The following is a 13,864-nucleotide window of genomic DNA, read 5'->3' on the forward strand; positions in this document are numbered from 1 at the left end:
GGGCATCCCGGGACGGCCGATACCCTGGGGGTGTGACGTTCCCGGTAGTTGGCATGGTCGGCGGCGGACAGCTCGCTCGTATGACACACGAGGCAGGCATCCCGCTCGGCATCAAGTTCAAGCTCCTCAGTGACACTCCTCAGGATTCTGCGGCCCAGGTGGTCAGCGACGTCGTCATAGGCGACTACCGCGACCTGGACACGCTGCGTGAATTCGCGCGGGGCTGTGACGTGATCACCTTCGATCACGAGCACGTCCCCACCGAGCACCTGAAGGCCCTGGAGGCGGACGGCATCCCCGTACGCCCCGGCCCGGCGGCGCTCGTGCACGCCCAGGACAAGGGCGTGATGCGCGCGAAGCTCACGGAGATCGGCGCTCCCTGCCCGCGCCACCGCCTCGTGAAGGACCCCGCCGATGTCGCGGCCTTCGCCGAGGAGGGCGACGGCTTCCCCGTCATCCTCAAGACGGTGCGCGGCGGCTACGACGGGAAGGGGGTGTGGTTCGTACGCTCCCTCGACGACGCCGAAGAGCCCTTCAAGGCCGGTGTCCCCGTCCTCGCCGAGGAGAAGGTCGACTTCGTGCGCGAGCTCGCGGCGAACGTCGTGCGCTCCCCGCACGGCCAGGCCGTGGCCTACCCCGTTGTCGAGTCCCAGCAGGTCGACGGCGTGTGCGACACGGTCATCGCGCCCGCCCCGAACCTCGACGAGGCCCTCGCGCTCAGCGCCGAGCAGCTCGCCCTGCGGATCGCGAAGGAGCTCGGTGTCGTCGGGCACCTCGCGGTCGAACTCTTCGAGACCCGCGACGGCCGCATCCTCGTCAATGAACTGGCCATGCGCCCGCACAACTCCGGGCACTGGAGCCAGGACGGCGCCGTGACCTCGCAGTTCGCGAACCACGTGCGCGCCGTGCTCGACCTCCCGCTCGGCGACCCGCGCCCGCGCGCCACCTGGACGGTCATGTGCAACGTCCTCGGCGGCGACTTCCCCGACATGTACTCCGCGTACCTGCACTGCATGGCCCGGGACCCCAAGCTCAAGATCCACATGTACGGCAAGGACGTGAAGCCCGGCCGCAAGGTGGGCCACGTCAACACCTACGGCGACGACCTGGACGACGTGCTGGAGCGCGCCCGTCACGCAGCCGGCTACCTCAGAGGAACGATCACCGAATGAGCACGTCCCCCGTCGTCGGCATCGTCATGGGATCCGACTCCGACTGGCCCGTCATGGAAGCCGCCGCCCAGGCACTCGACGAGTTCGAGATCCCCTACGAGGTCGACGTCGTCTCCGCGCACCGGATGCCGCACGAGATGATCTCGTACGGCGAGCAGGCCGCCGAGCGCGGACTCAAGGCGATCATCGCGGGCGCCGGGGGCGCGGCCCACCTGCCGGGAATGCTCGCCTCCGTGACCCCGCTGCCCGTCATCGGCGTCCCTGTCCCGCTGAAGTACCTCGACGGCATGGACAGCCTGCTCTCCATCGTGCAGATGCCGGCCGGAGTCCCCGTCGCCACCGTCTCGGTCGGCGGCGCGCGCAACGCCGGTCTGCTGGCCGCCCGCATCCTCGCCGCCCACGACGAGGAACTGCTCGGCCGGATGCGGGAGTTCCAGCAGGAGCTGAACGACCAGGCCACCGAGAAGGGCAAGCGCCTGCGCGCCAAGGTCGAGGGCAGCAACGGCTTCGGCTTCGGGAAGTGACGCGGATGGCCACGCCGTCGTCCCTGTCCGCCCTGGAGCGGGCCCGCGCACTCCTCGACGAGTTCCCCGTCGCCGACGGGCACAACGACCTGCCGTGGGCGCTGCGTGAGCAGGTCGCGTACGACCTCGGCGCGCGGGACATCGCCGCCGACCAGAGCGCCCATCTGCACACCGACCTGGCCCGGCTGCGGGCCGGCGGGGTCGGCGCGCAGTTCTGGTCCGTGTACGTCCGCTCGGACATGGCCGGCGACGTGGCCGTCACCGCGACCCTGGAACAGATCGACTGCGTCGCGCAGCTCGTCGAGCGCTACCCGGCCGACCTGCGCCGCGCGCTGACGGCCGCGGACATGGAGGCGGCGCGCGCCGAGGGCCGTATCGCGTCGCTCATGGGCGCCGAGGGCGGCCACTCCATCAACAACTCCCTGGCCACACTGCGGGCGCTGCACGCGCTCGGGGTGCGCTACATGACGCTCACGCACAACGACAACATCGCGTGGGCGGACTCGGCGACGGACGAGCCGGGCGTCGGCGGCCTCTCGCCCTTCGGCCACGAGGTCGTACGGGAGATGAACCGGACCGGGATGCTGGTCGACCTGTCGCACGTGGCGGCGACCACGATGCGGGCCGCGCTCGACACGTCGGTCGCGCCGGTGATCTTCTCCCACTCGTCCTCGCGGGCCGTGTGCGACCACCCGCGCAACATCCCGGACGACGTCCTGGAGCGGCTGCCCGCGAACGGCGGCGTCGCGATGGCCACGTTCGTGCCGAAGTTCGTCCTCCAGGCCGCCGTCGACTGGACGGCCGCCGCGGACGAGAACCTGCGCGCGCACGGGCTGCACCACCTGGACACGTCCCCCGAGGCGATGAAGCTGCACCGCGCCTTCGAGGAGGCGCACCCGCGGCCGGTCGCCACGGCGGCCACGGTCGCCGACCACCTCGACCACATGCGCGAGGTCGCGGGCGTCGACCACATCGGCATCGGCGGCGACTACGACGGAACGGCGTTCGTGCCGCAGGGCCTGGACGACGTGTCGGGCTACCCGAACCTCATCGCCGAGCTGATCGAGCGCGGCTGGTCCGACGCCGATCTCGCGAAGCTGACGTGGCGGAACGCGGTGCGAGTGCTGGGCGCGGCTGAGGATGTGGCGCGGGATCAGCAGACCCGGCGTGGGCCGTCGAATGTGACGCTGGAACAGCTGGACGGCTGACAGCCGGTTTTCCCTCTGATGACCTCCGGAGCGCCCGCGCTCCGGAGGTTTTCCATTGAGCTCCGGAGGTTTGAGCGGGCCGGTGTCGCCCGAACGCCGCACCCGCCAGGTGGGCGTCGGCCAGGCGTGTGACGGTGAACGAACTGCCGACACCATCGATGCCCGGAGCTTTGCCATGGCAGAACTGCAGCAAGAACTGATCACCGCCGCCGAGACAGGCGAGCTCGACGAGCTCTCCTCACCCAACGAGGAGGCCCACGAGCCACCCGAGGACGACGCGCTCACCCGCGCCCGAGCCCTCCTCAGCACCCACCCCGTCGCCGACGGCTACTGCGGACTGCCCGCGACGCTGCGCACCCTGCCCTGGTACGACCTCGAACTCGGCGACACGTCGGTCGACACGGACATACCCCGGCTGCGGGACGGAGGCGTCGGAGCCCTCCTGTGGACCCTGCGCCAGCCCGGCTCGGCCCCGCCCGAACACCCGGTGACCGCCGTCCTCGAACAGCTCGACCTCGCCAGGCACGTCGTCGCCGCGTACCCCGAGGGACTACGGCTCGCCCGCAGCGCCTCCGAGGCGTGCGACGCCCGCGCCTACGGTCGGGTCGCCGTCTTCATGGGCCCCGCGCCCGCCTCCGCCGCCGGGAACTCCCTCGCCACCCTGCGCGCCCTCTTCGCGCTCGGCCTGCGCGTGCTCACCCTCTCCGGCGCCTCATGGGCCGGTGAGGCGGGACTCACGCGGTTCGGCGAGGAGGTCGTACGGGAGATGAACCGGCTCGGCGTGCTCGCCGACCTCACCGGCGCCTCCGCCCGCACCGCGCGCAGGGTCCTCGCCATCACCAAGGCGCCGGTGATCCTCACGCACTCGGGCGCGCACGCGCTCAACGACCACCCGGACAACGTCACCGACGACCTGCTCGCGGAGGTGGGCGCCGCCAAGGGTGTGTGCCTCGTGCCGTGCTCGGCGGAGCGCACGGGTCCTGACATCGGCGATGTTGCCGACCATCTGGAGCATGTGCGGAAGGTGGCGGGCCCGGGGGCGGTCGGCCTCGCGGGCACGTACGACACGGGTGGGGTCCACCCCGACGGGCTCGCCGACGTGTCCCGCTACCCGTACCTGATCGCCGAACTCATCCAACGCGGCTGGACGGAACGGGAGTTGGGGCTGCTCACGTGGGGGAACGTGCAGCGGGTACTGCAGGGGACGGAGTTCGCGGCGCGGGCCGCGTCCCTGCGCCGCCCGCCGTCCACGGCCCGTATCGAGCCGTTGGACGCCTGACGCGGGCGGCGGGCCGGCGGAGTCAGCTCGCGCACAGGCAGAACGGGTGCCCTGCCGGGTCCGCGTAGACCCGCCACGTGCGCGAGCGGTCCTCCGCGTCGAGGACCGTCGCGCCGAGCGCCAGCACTTCCTTCTCGGCCGCGTCCAGGTCCTCGACGTTCAGGTCCAGATGGAACTGCTGGGGCCGGTCGGCCGAGGGCCAGGCCGGTGCCACGAAGTCGGGCGCCTCCTGGAACGCGAGGGCGTGACCGCCCGGCACCTCCAGGTCGACCCACCGCCCCTCGTCGCCCGTCACGGTCCCGCCGAGCACCTCCGCGTAGAACTCGGCGAGGGCGCGCGGGTCGGGACAGTCCAGGACGACGACGCCGAACGTGGCGAGAGCCATGACTTCTCCTTGAGGGCGAGGCTCGGGTGGGTTACCTGTGGGGGCTACCCCGGCCGAGCGCGCTTACCCCGCGGAGTTCGGGCTCAGGCCGTCGGACGGCCCATCGCGCGGTACGTCCAGCCGGCCTCGCGCCACACCACGGGGTTCAGCGCGTTGCGGCCGTCCAGGATCACCCGGGACGCCACGACCTCGCCGAGCTGTGCGGCGTCGAGCTCGCGGAACTCCTGCCACTCCGTCAGGTGCAGGACCACGTCCGCACCCCGCACCGCGTCCAGGACCGAGTCGGCGAAGCCCAGCGTCGGGAAGAGGCGGCGCGCGTTGTCGTTGCCCTTGGGGTCGTAGACCGTGACCTGACCGCCCTGGAGGTGGATCTGACCCGCCACGTTCATCGCCGGAGAGTCGCGCACGTCGTCCGAGTCGGGCTTGAACGTGGCGCCGAGCACCGCGACCCGCTTGCCCAGGAACGAGCCGCCGCCCAGCGCCTCACGCGTCATCTCGACCATCGCGCCGCGACGGCGCATGTTGATCGAGTCGATCTCGCGCAGGAACGTCAGCGCCTGGTCCGCGCCCAGCTCACCGGCGCGGGCCATGAACGCCCGGATGTCCTTGGGCAGGCAGCCACCGCCGAAGCCGATGCCGGCCCGCAGGAACTTGGAACCGATCCGCTCGTCGTAACCGATCGCCTCCGCGAGCTTCGCGACGTCGCCGCCCGCGGCCTCGCACACCTCGGCCATCGCGTTGATGAAGGAGATCTTCGTCGCGAGGAAGGAGTTGGCGGCCGTCTTGACCAGCTCGGCCGTCGGGAAGTCGGTCACCACGAACGGCGAGCCCTGGCCGACCGGCGTCGCGTACACGTCCCGCAGGATCTTCTCGGCGCGCTCGCTGCGCACGCCGACCACGATCCGGTCCGGGTGCAGCGTGTCCTGCACGGCGAAGCCCTCACGCAGGAACTCGGGGTTCCAGGCCAGCTCGACCTCGCCGCCGGCGGGGGCCAGCTCGACGATGCGGGCCGCGAGGCGCTCCGCGCTGCCGACGGGCACGGTCGACTTGCCGACGACGAGCGCGGGCTTGGTCAGGTGCTTGGCGAGGGACTCGACGGCGGCGTCGACGTAACTCATGTCGCACGCGTACTCGCCGTGCTTCTGCGGGGTGTTCACGCAGACGAAGTGGACGTCGCCGAACTCGGCGATCTCGGCCCAGTCCATCGTGAAGCGGAGCCGCCCCGTGGAGCCCTCGATCCCGGCGACGTGCTTGCGCAGCAGGTCCGAGAGACCGGGCTCGTACATGGGGACCTCGCCCCGCGTGAGCATCTCGATCTTCTCGGGGACGACGTCGAGCCCGAGGACCTCGAAGCCGAGTTCGGCCATGGCGGCGGCGTGCGTGGCGCCGAGGTAGCCGGTGCCGATCACGGTGATCTTCAGGGCCATGGGGAGGTCTCCAGAGGTGTACGGCGGCAGTGCGGTGCCTGAGCATACGCGGGCGTGGAGGGGCCCCTCACAGGGCAGGTTTCCACTTGTCGTGTAGCTCACGTATCCGTCTCGTGAGCAGGCGCCTAAAATTCTGGTTACTTAACGGTAATTAGCGTCCTTGGAGCGTGAGACACCTTGGCAGGATCGCCCGAATTCGACCTGTACCGGCCGGCTGAAGAGCACGACATGCTCCGCGAGTCCGTCCGGGCTCTGTGCGAGGCCAAGATCGCGCCGTTCGCCGCGGCGGTCGACGAGGAGGCGCGGTTCCCGCAGGAGGCCCTCGACGCGCTCGTCGCCAACGACCTCCAGGCCGTGCACGTCCCCGAGAGCTACGGCGGCGCCGGGGCCGACGCCCTCGCGACCGTCATCGTGATCGAGGAGGTGGCCCGCGTCTGCGCCAGCTCCTCCCTCATCCCGGCGGTGAACAAGCTGGGCTCGCTGCCCGTCATACTCTCCGGCTCCGAGGAGCTGAAGAAGAAGTACATGACGCCCCTGGCCAAGGGGGAGGGCATGTTCTCGTACTGCCTCTCCGAGCCGGACGCCGGTTCGGACGCGGCGGGCATGAAGACCCGCGCGGTCCGCGACGGCGACTTCTGGGTGCTCAACGGCGTGAAGCGCTGGATCACCAACGCGGGCGTCTCCGAGTACTACACGGTGATGGCCGTGACCGACCCGGAGAAGCGCTCGAAGGGCATCTCGGCGTTCGTCGTCGAGAAGTCGGACGAGGGCGTCTCCTTCGGCGCCCCCGAGAAGAAGCTCGGCATCAAGGGCTCCCCGACGCGCGAGGTCTACCTCGACAACGTCCGCATCCCGGCCGACCGCATGATCGGCGAGGAGGGCACGGGCTTCGCCACGGCGATGAAGACCCTGGACCACACCCGCATCACCATCGCGGCCCAGGCCCTCGGCATCGCCCAGGGCGCCCTCGACTACGCCAAGGGCTACGTCAAGGAGCGCAAGCAGTTCGGCAAGCCGATCGCCGACTTCCAGGGCATCCAGTTCATGCTCGCCGACATGGCCATGAAGATCGAGGCCGCCCGCGCCCTGACCTACCAGGCCGCGGCCGCCTCCGAGCGCGGCGACGCGAACCTCACCTTCCAGGGCGCCGCAGCGAAGTGCTTCGCCTCGGACGTCGCCATGGAGGTCACCACGGACGCCGTCCAGCTCCTCGGCGGCTACGGCTACACCCGTGACTACCCGGTCGAGCGCATGATGCGCGACGCGAAGATCACCCAGATTTATGAGGGCACGAACCAAGTTCAGCGGATCGTGATGGCGCGCAACCTGCCGTAAGTACTCGTAAGCACTCGTAAGTACTGCGGGATGTGAGAAGGGCCCGGACGGAATCCGATTCCGTCCGGGCCCTTCTCGCGTGCGCGGTGGGGTGCGTCGTGGCTAGTTGCCCGACACCGTCACCTTCTGGTCGTTCTTCAGTTCGTCGACCAGGGTCTTGACCTTGGCCTTGTCCCAGAGGAGGTTGCCGCCGACAGAGCCGGAGATCGGCATGTTCATCGACTTGCCGTCGCCGCTCGTGACGCCCTTCATGGCCCAGAACATCGAGCCCAGGTCCCAGATGCTCATGTCCTTGTCGACGACGAGGGAGTCGAGGCCCGCGCCCATCGTCGGGTAGAGCTTGAAGGGGTTCAGGACCGTCGACGGGGTGGCCACCTGGTGGGCCAGGGCCGACAGGAACGCCTGCTGGTTCTTGGTGCGCTGGAGGTCGCTCGCCGCGAACGCGTGGCGCGTACGGACGAAGGCGAGGGCCTGCTGGCCGTTCAGCGTCTGCTTGCCGGCCTTGAAGTCGGCGCCGGACCACTTGTCCTTGAAGCCCTGCTTCAGGTCCATGTCCACGCCGCCGACCGCGTCCACGATCTTGGCGAAGCCGCCGAAGCCGATCTCCGCGTAGTGGTCGATGTGCAGTCCGGTGTTGAACTCGACCGTGCGGACGAGGAGTTCGGGGCCGTCCTCGGCGTACGCGGCGTTGAGCTTCGTCTGGCGGCCCTGGTTCGGGTAGAGCTTGCCGGAGGTCGAGCCCTTGTACGACGGGATCGTGACGTTCGAGTCACGCGGCAGCGAGATCATCGTGCTGCCGTTGCTGCCCGTGTGCAGGATCATCATCGTGTCCGTGCGCTTGCCCTCGGCGGACCCGGTGTGGAGCCTCTGCTTGTCGGCGGCCGTCATGCCCTGGCGGCTGTCCGTGCCGACGATCAGGTAGTTCGTGCCCTGGCCCGCCGCGGGGCGGTCGATGACCTTGGCGAGATCCACGTCACGGTGGAGCTTGGAGTCGGCCCAGAAGTACGTGCCGACACTCACGGCCACGAAGAGGACGACGAGCGTGAGCGTGATGCGCTTGATGCGGCGGCCCCAGTTCGGGCGCTGTCGCATCGGTGCGTAGTCGTCGTCGTTCGGTATGTGACCGCCGCCGCCGCGGCGTCCGCCGCCACCGCCGTAGACCTGTCCGGTGTTGTAGCCGCTGTCGTACTGGTCCCCGCGGCCGTCGTCGTAACCGTCACCGCCGTACGACGGCTGCGGCGGCACGCCCGGCCTGGGCGGCGCCGACCGGCCCGGGCCACCCTGGCGGCGCTGTACGTGCGGCATCGCGCGGGCGCCCTCGGGACGTGCGCCGGCACTGCCGCGACCGTATCCGCGGTCGCCGCCGCCCTGTCTCTCGTCCCAACCCTCAGGCCAATCGTTCATGTGCCCCAGTGTGCAGGGGGCCCCTGTGTGCCCGACAAGGGTGGGTGGGGAATCGCACCAGGGCTGTTGCAGAACGGACACAAACCGCGTCCGGCATAAGGTGGAGGCCATGACAGACCAGGCTCGCGGCATGGAATCCGGCATTCCGGGTAAGCCGACCTCCGCTTCCCGCACGACGTTGTCGCACATCATGACCCACAACGACACGAACCTTCTGGGGACCGTGCACGGTGGCGTGATCATGAAACTGGTCGACGACGCGGCCGGTGCCGTGGCCGGGCGGCACTCCGGCGGGCCCGCCGTGACCGCGTCCATGGACGAGATGGTGTTCCTGGAGCCGGTGCGGGTCGGTGACCTAGTTCATGTGAAGGCTCAGGTGAATTGGACTGGGCGGACCTCTATGGAGGTCGGTGTGCGGGTGCTCGCCGAGCGGTGGAACGAGTCGACTCCGGCGCAGCAGGTTGGCTCCGCCTATTTGGTTTTTGCCGCTGTTGATGCGGACGGGAAGCCTCGGGTGGTGCCTCCGGTGGTTCCTGAGACCGAGCGGGATGAGCGGCGGTATCAGGAGGCTCAGATCCGGCGCCAGCATCGGCTGGCGCGGCGGCGGGCGATTCGGGAGTTGCGGGAGCGTAGGGCTGCGGACGGGCTGCTTTAAGCCCGTCCGGCGTTTGAGGACCGGGGTCCGGGGCGGAGCCCCGTGACCTCAGCCACACACCACCTGGTCGCCTGTTACCGCTCCGAATTGGCCCTGGTGGGCGTCTTCCGCTCGTACCGGCTGGACCTCCTTGAAGTCCGGGCCCGCTACTACCTTCATCACCGGGCCCCGGCCCGGCGTCGGTTGGAGTTGGGCGCCCGGCAGGGCTGCCGCCAGGGCCTTTGCCGAGCGGTCCCAGCGGGGGTCGTACTGGACGAGCGTGTGCGTCGCGGTGCGCTGGACCGCGTTCGCCGGTGCCCCGCTCGTGCGGAACCCCGTACCCCGTAGCGCCGCGTCCAGCTTCTTGCCCAGGCCCGGGGTCATCGTGCCGTTCTCCACCTGGACGCTGATCTGGTCCGGGGCGACGCCGACGACCGTCGCCTTCTGCGTCTGCGTCTGCGTCTGCTTCTGCGCGTGGTGCACCGCGAGCGGCTTGTCGTCGCGCAGAGCGTCGAACAGCTGCTTCGACTTCACCGGGTCCCACTTCACCGTCGACCCGATCCCCTTGACCGGGAAGCCCATGTCGCCGATCGGCACCGTCGTGAACTCCGACGACGACGGCGAGAACCCCTTCATCGCCTGCGCGAGCCCGACCATCTGGTCCGGCCCGAACCCCTTGTCCGCGCGGACCGCGCTGAGCAGCGTCTGCGCCACGTCACGGAACTTCACCGGGTTCAGCAGCACCCCGGACGACGTGGCCTTCTCGATGAGCGCCGCGAGGAAGCGCTGCTGACGCTGCATCCGGCCCAGGTCACTCGCCCCGTCGGTGTGCCGGGAGCGCACGTACTGGAGCGCCTGCCCGCCGTTCAGCCTGTGGTTGCCGACCGCCAGGTCGAGCCCGGTGTACGAGTCCTTGAGCGGCTTCGCCGTACAGATGTCGACGCCGCCGAGCACGTCCACCGTCTTCATGAAGCTGGTGAAGTCGACCTCCAGATAGTGGTCGATCTTCACGCCGGTCATGTGCTCGACGGTACTGACGGTCAGGTTGGGGCCACCCTCCGCGTACGCCGCGTTGAGCTTCACCGGGTGCTGGTGGTGCTGCTTGCCGGTCGTCTGGTCGATGTGCGGGGGGATCTCCGCGTAGCTGTCGCGCGGCAGGCTGACGATGCTGGCGCGGCGCTGGTCCGCCGAGATGTGCACGATCATGACGGTGTCCGTGCAGTGACAGGGCGCCCCGCCGAGCCGGTACTTCTCCTTCTCCTCCGGAGTGATCTTGTCGCGGCCGTCGGTGCCGACGAGCAGCACGTTCATGCCGTGACCGGCGGAGGGACGGTTCTTCATGTCCTTGAAGGCGTCGACGCGATTGATCTCCGTGTCGATGCCGGACACGACCGCGTGCCCGATGCCGGCGGCCGCGAGGACCGTCACCGAGAACGTCGTCGCGGCCCGCATGGCCCAGCGTGGTTTTTTCCTCCGTACGGCCGGTGCGGCGGGACGTCCGCGATCGGGCCGTGGGGGGCGGGGCGGGCGTACGGGGGAGCGGGGATGAGTCGGCGGTGTGGGCACCGGGGGACACCTCCGAGAAGGTGGGCGTGGGATCGCGAGCAACGTAGGCCCATACGATCTGCTGACCGCGGTAGCGACCCCGGCGGCGCGCGCCCGTGTCCCCCGTTAGCGGTAACGTGGCGCCCGATGAACGCGAATTCCGACAAGCAGCTTCCGCCCGTATCCGTGATCATGCCCGTCCTCAACGAGGAGCGGCATCTGCGGGAAGCTGTCGAGGCGATCCTTGCGCAGGAGTACGACGGCGAGATGGAGGTCGTGGTCGCGCTCGGCCCGTCCACCGACCGTACGGACGAGATCGCCGCGCAGCTCGTCGCCGAACACCCCCGCGTGGTCACCGTCCCCAACCCGACGGGCCGCACGCCCGCCGCGCTGAACGCGGCCATCAAGGCGTCCCGGCACCCCGTCGTGGTCCGCGTCGACGGCCACGCCGCGCTCTCCCCGGGCTACATCACCACCGCCGTCCGCCTCCTGGAGGAGACCGGCGCGATGAACGTGGGCGGCATCATGCACGCCCAGGGCACCAACGCCTGGGAGCAGGCCGTCGCCGCCGCGATGACGTCGAAGATCGGCGTGGGCAACGCGGCGTTCCACACCGGCGGCGAGGCGCAGCAGGCCGAGACGGTCTACCTGGGCGTGTTCCGGCGCGAGGCGCTGGAGCAACAGGGCGGCTACAACGTGGAGTTCATCCGCGCCCAGGACTGGGAGCTGAACTTCCGCATCCGTGAGGCCGGCGGCCTCATCTGGTTCTCGCCCGAGCTGAAGGTCTCGTACCGGCCGCGGCCGAGCGTGAAGGCGCTCGCCAAGCAGTACAAGGACTACGGACGCTGGCGCCACGTCGTCGCGCGCTACCACTCCGGCTCGATCAACCTGCGCTACCTCGCCCCGCCGACCGCAGTGTGCGCGATAGCCGCGGGTCTGGTCGTCGGCGCGTTCGTGACGCCGTGGGCCTTCGTGATCCCGGGCGGGTACGTGGCGGCGATCGCGGCTGGTTCGGTACCGGCCGGCAAGGGGCTGCCGCTGAAGGCGCGCGTGCAGATCCCCGTCGCGCTCGCCACGATGCACATGTCGTGGGGCTGGGGCTTCCTGACGAGCCCGCGCGCGCTCGCGAAGAAGGTCATCGCGTCGCGTCGGCCGGCGGTCCTGACGGATACCTCGGTCGAGGCCTGAACCGAGGCCTGAACCGAGGTCTGGTTCGAGGCCTGAGGGAACGTCAGCGCGCGCTGGAGCACTGCTCCGGCGCGCGCTTTCACGTCACCAGGTGAAGCCCTTGTTCACCTTCATGCAGGCCTTGTCGTCCGCGCCGTTGAGCGCGTTCGCCGTGTCCGGGGTGGTGTTCTCGTCCGCCGCCTTCGCGGGCGCGGTGTACGTGTCGCCCTGCCGCCAGTCGGCGCCCACGACGAGCGTCACCGCCGACACGTCGGTCGACTTCTTGACCGAACTCAGCGGAATATCAAGGGACTTGGCGATCCGCTGCGCGTCGCCCGCCAGGTCGACACTGGGGAAGAGGACGGCCGTCCTCTCCTGGCTCGGCGCCTGACCCTGGTCGGCCACCGCCTTCGTGAAGCCCTTGCCGGTCAGGACCGCCGTCACCGCGCTCGCCCGGCCCGGCACCGCCGGCAGCTCCGCCGTCCGCGTGCCGTTCTGGACCTGCACCGCGATCTCGGCGTCGGGCGCGGCCGGGGCGACGGACTCATCGGCCGACGGCTTCTTCTTCTTGTCCTTGCCGTCCAGGGCGATGTCCTCGCGCACGAGCCGGAACAGCTTGTCGGCGTCCTCCGGCTTCGGGGCCACGCGCGGGCCCTCGTACACGTACGGCATCGTCGTCATCGTGATGCGGTCGGGAGCCGGCTTCTTCAGCTCGTTGCTCAGGTCGTAGAGCTTCTTGACGGTGTCGAGGCCCTCGTCGACCTTCAGCGCCTTCGTGGCCTCCTCGGCGAGCGCCCGCAGCTTGCCCGGGTTGGTGATGGTGGCGTTCTCCCGCATCTGACGCACCATCGAGTTCATGTACATGTGCTGGGCCTTGGTGCGGGCGATGTCGCTGCCGTCCTCGAAGCCGTAGCGCGTACGCAGCCATTGCAGGGCCTGCTCGCCCTTGACCGAGTGCGTGCCCCTCGCCAGCTTCAGGCCCGAACCGTGGCCCAGGCGGTCCTTGGAGTAGATGTTGGCGTCCACGCACACCGGCACACCGCCGATGGCGTCCGCCATGGAGACGACGCCCGAGAAGTCGACCATCATGAAGTGGTCGATGTGGATGCCGGTGAGCATCTCCCACGTGGCCACCGTGCAGCCGGGACCGCCGCGTCCCAGCGACTGGTTCGCCATCTGCCGCCCCACCGTGGCCGGATACGTCTTGCCCGTCTTGGGGTCGGTGCACGCGGGGAGCTTGAGGAGGGTGTCGCGCGGCATACTCACCACCGACATGTTGCTGCGGTCCGCCGACACGTGGACCAGCATCTGCACATCCGCGAGAGGCGTGCCGCCGAAGGTGTCCTTGGCGCCACCGAGTGCCTGGTTCTCCTTGCTGTCCCGCGCGTCCGAGCCGATCAGCAGGATGTTCAGCGGTGTCTGGCCCGCCGCGTTCGGCGTCGGCCGCGCCGCGTGGTGCTCGCCGATGTTGAGCTTGTCGGTCCTGATGTTGTGGTTCAGGTGCTGGTACCAGAGATAGCCCGCCGCCGCGGTGCCGATCAGCGCCACGGCGAGGAGGATCGCGAACCAGCGCAGTATCCGGTGTCTCCGACGGCGCGGTGGCTTACCGGCACGCCTCCTCGCGCGCGGTGAACCGCCGTCACCGTCACCGTCGTCCTGCCGCTGGCCCGGTATCGACCCCGGCCCACCGGCCGTGCGCCGACCGTCACGCACATCGCCCTGCCTCATGCCCCACCCTCCCGCCCCGGCATACGCCGCGGCCGCCCCGGTCCTGCCTGTCAGAC

General features: G+C 69.9%; 12 protein-coding genes. 7 read left to right on the forward strand and 5 right to left on the reverse strand.

The annotated features are described in order from the left end of the window. The first annotated feature begins 32 nt into the window (after window positions 1-32). The 4 genes from ABZ893_RS34455 to ABZ893_RS34470 all read left to right on the forward strand — a co-directional run bounded on the left by ABZ893_RS34455 (window position 33) and on the right by ABZ893_RS34470 (window position 4,183). Window positions 33-1,172: a 5-(carboxyamino)imidazole ribonucleotide synthase gene (locus ABZ893_RS34455; protein WP_361411971.1), complete on the forward strand. Its 1,140-nt coding sequence runs from the start codon at window positions 33-35 to the stop codon at window positions 1,170-1,172. After that, window positions 1,169-1,696 (forward strand): 5-(carboxyamino)imidazole ribonucleotide mutase, encoded by a 528-nt coding sequence (gene purE / locus ABZ893_RS34460; RefSeq protein WP_361411973.1) that lies wholly within the window; start codon window positions 1,169-1,171, stop codon window positions 1,694-1,696. Before ABZ893_RS34455 ends, purE begins: the two co-directional genes overlap by 4 nt. Window positions 1,697-1,701: 5 nt before the next feature. Then, window positions 1,702-2,904, forward strand: a complete 1,203-nt coding sequence (locus ABZ893_RS34465; protein ID WP_361411975.1) for a dipeptidase — start codon at window positions 1,702-1,704, stop codon at window positions 2,902-2,904. A gap of 175 nt (window positions 2,905-3,079) precedes the next feature. Beyond that, the gene (locus ABZ893_RS34470) at window positions 3,080-4,183 is read left to right on the forward strand and encodes a dipeptidase (protein WP_361411977.1); all 1,104 of its coding nucleotides are present in this window, start codon (window positions 3,080-3,082) and stop codon (window positions 4,181-4,183) included. A gap of 22 nt (window positions 4,184-4,205) precedes the next feature. On the opposite strand, the gene ABZ893_RS34475 is transcribed toward ABZ893_RS34470, so the two are convergent. Further along, window positions 4,206-4,568, reverse strand: a complete 363-nt coding sequence (locus ABZ893_RS34475) for a VOC family protein (RefSeq protein WP_361411979.1) — start codon at window positions 4,566-4,568, stop codon at window positions 4,206-4,208. Between the two features lie 83 nt (window positions 4,569-4,651). Further along, window positions 4,652-5,995, reverse strand: a complete 1,344-nt coding sequence (locus tag ABZ893_RS34480; RefSeq protein WP_361411981.1) for a UDP-glucose/GDP-mannose dehydrogenase family protein — start codon at window positions 5,993-5,995, stop codon at window positions 4,652-4,654. 177 nt (window positions 5,996-6,172) lie between these two features. Here ABZ893_RS34480 and ABZ893_RS34485 point away from each other — a divergent pair, with 177 nt between their 5' ends. Further along, complete coding sequence (locus ABZ893_RS34485) at window positions 6,173-7,330, forward strand: acyl-CoA dehydrogenase (protein ID WP_361411983.1); 1,158 nt, start codon at window positions 6,173-6,175, stop codon at window positions 7,328-7,330. Window positions 7,331-7,432: 102 nt separating this feature from the next. Here ABZ893_RS34485 and ABZ893_RS34490 read toward each other — a convergent pair whose 3' ends face one another. Further along, entirely contained in the window at window positions 7,433-8,734 is a 1,302-nt protein-coding gene (locus ABZ893_RS34490) for an LCP family protein (protein WP_361411985.1), read from the reverse strand. 109 nt (window positions 8,735-8,843) lie between these two features. On the opposite strand from ABZ893_RS34490, the gene ABZ893_RS34495 reads away from it, so the two are divergent. Further along, window positions 8,844-9,389 (forward strand): acyl-CoA thioesterase, encoded by a 546-nt coding sequence (locus tag ABZ893_RS34495; protein WP_361411987.1) that lies wholly within the window; start codon window positions 8,844-8,846, stop codon window positions 9,387-9,389. Between the two features lie 48 nt (window positions 9,390-9,437). Here the strand turns inward: ABZ893_RS34495 and ABZ893_RS34500 are convergent, their stop codons facing one another. Next, window positions 9,438-10,820, reverse strand: a complete 1,383-nt coding sequence (locus ABZ893_RS34500; protein WP_361411989.1) for an LCP family protein — start codon at window positions 10,818-10,820, stop codon at window positions 9,438-9,440. A gap of 240 nt (window positions 10,821-11,060) precedes the next feature. On the opposite strand from ABZ893_RS34500, the gene ABZ893_RS34505 reads away from it, so the two are divergent. After that, complete coding sequence (locus ABZ893_RS34505) at window positions 11,061-12,101, forward strand: glycosyltransferase family 2 protein (RefSeq protein WP_361411991.1); 1,041 nt, start codon at window positions 11,061-11,063, stop codon at window positions 12,099-12,101. Between the two features lie 84 nt (window positions 12,102-12,185). Here the strand turns inward: ABZ893_RS34505 and ABZ893_RS34510 are convergent, their stop codons facing one another. Next, entirely contained in the window at window positions 12,186-13,808 is a 1,623-nt protein-coding gene (locus ABZ893_RS34510; RefSeq protein WP_361411993.1) for an LCP family protein, read from the reverse strand. Window positions 13,809-13,864 lie beyond the last annotated feature (56 nt).

Source organism: Streptomyces sp. NPDC046821 (genome assembly GCF_040645335.1).
Lineage (GTDB): Bacteria > Actinomycetota > Actinomycetes > Streptomycetales > Streptomycetaceae > Streptomyces.

Coding starts and splice junctions, on each gene's coding strand:
- purE (WP_361411973.1), top strand. CDS start 1,169: ATGAGCACGTCCCCCGTCGTCGGCATCGTCATGGGATCCGACTCCGAC.
- ABZ893_RS34465 (WP_361411975.1), top strand. CDS start 1,702: ATGGCCACGCCGTCGTCCCTGTCCGCCCTGGAGCGGGCCCGCGCACTC.
- ABZ893_RS34470 (WP_361411977.1), top strand. CDS start 3,080: ATGGCAGAACTGCAGCAAGAACTGATCACCGCCGCCGAGACAGGCGAG.
- ABZ893_RS34475 (WP_361411979.1), bottom strand. CDS start 4,568: ATGGCTCTCGCCACGTTCGGCGTCGTCGTCCTGGACTGTCCCGACCCG.
- ABZ893_RS34480 (WP_361411981.1), bottom strand. CDS start 5,995: ATGGCCCTGAAGATCACCGTGATCGGCACCGGCTACCTCGGCGCCACG.
- ABZ893_RS34490 (WP_361411985.1), bottom strand. CDS start 8,734: ATGAACGATTGGCCTGAGGGTTGGGACGAGAGACAGGGCGGCGGCGAC.
- ABZ893_RS34495 (WP_361411987.1), top strand. CDS start 8,844: ATGACAGACCAGGCTCGCGGCATGGAATCCGGCATTCCGGGTAAGCCG.
- ABZ893_RS34500 (WP_361411989.1), bottom strand. CDS start 10,820: ATGCGGGCCGCGACGACGTTCTCGGTGACGGTCCTCGCGGCCGCCGGC.
- ABZ893_RS34505 (WP_361411991.1), top strand. CDS start 11,061: ATGAACGCGAATTCCGACAAGCAGCTTCCGCCCGTATCCGTGATCATG.
- ABZ893_RS34510 (WP_361411993.1), bottom strand. CDS start 13,808: ATGAGGCAGGGCGATGTGCGTGACGGTCGGCGCACGGCCGGTGGGCCG.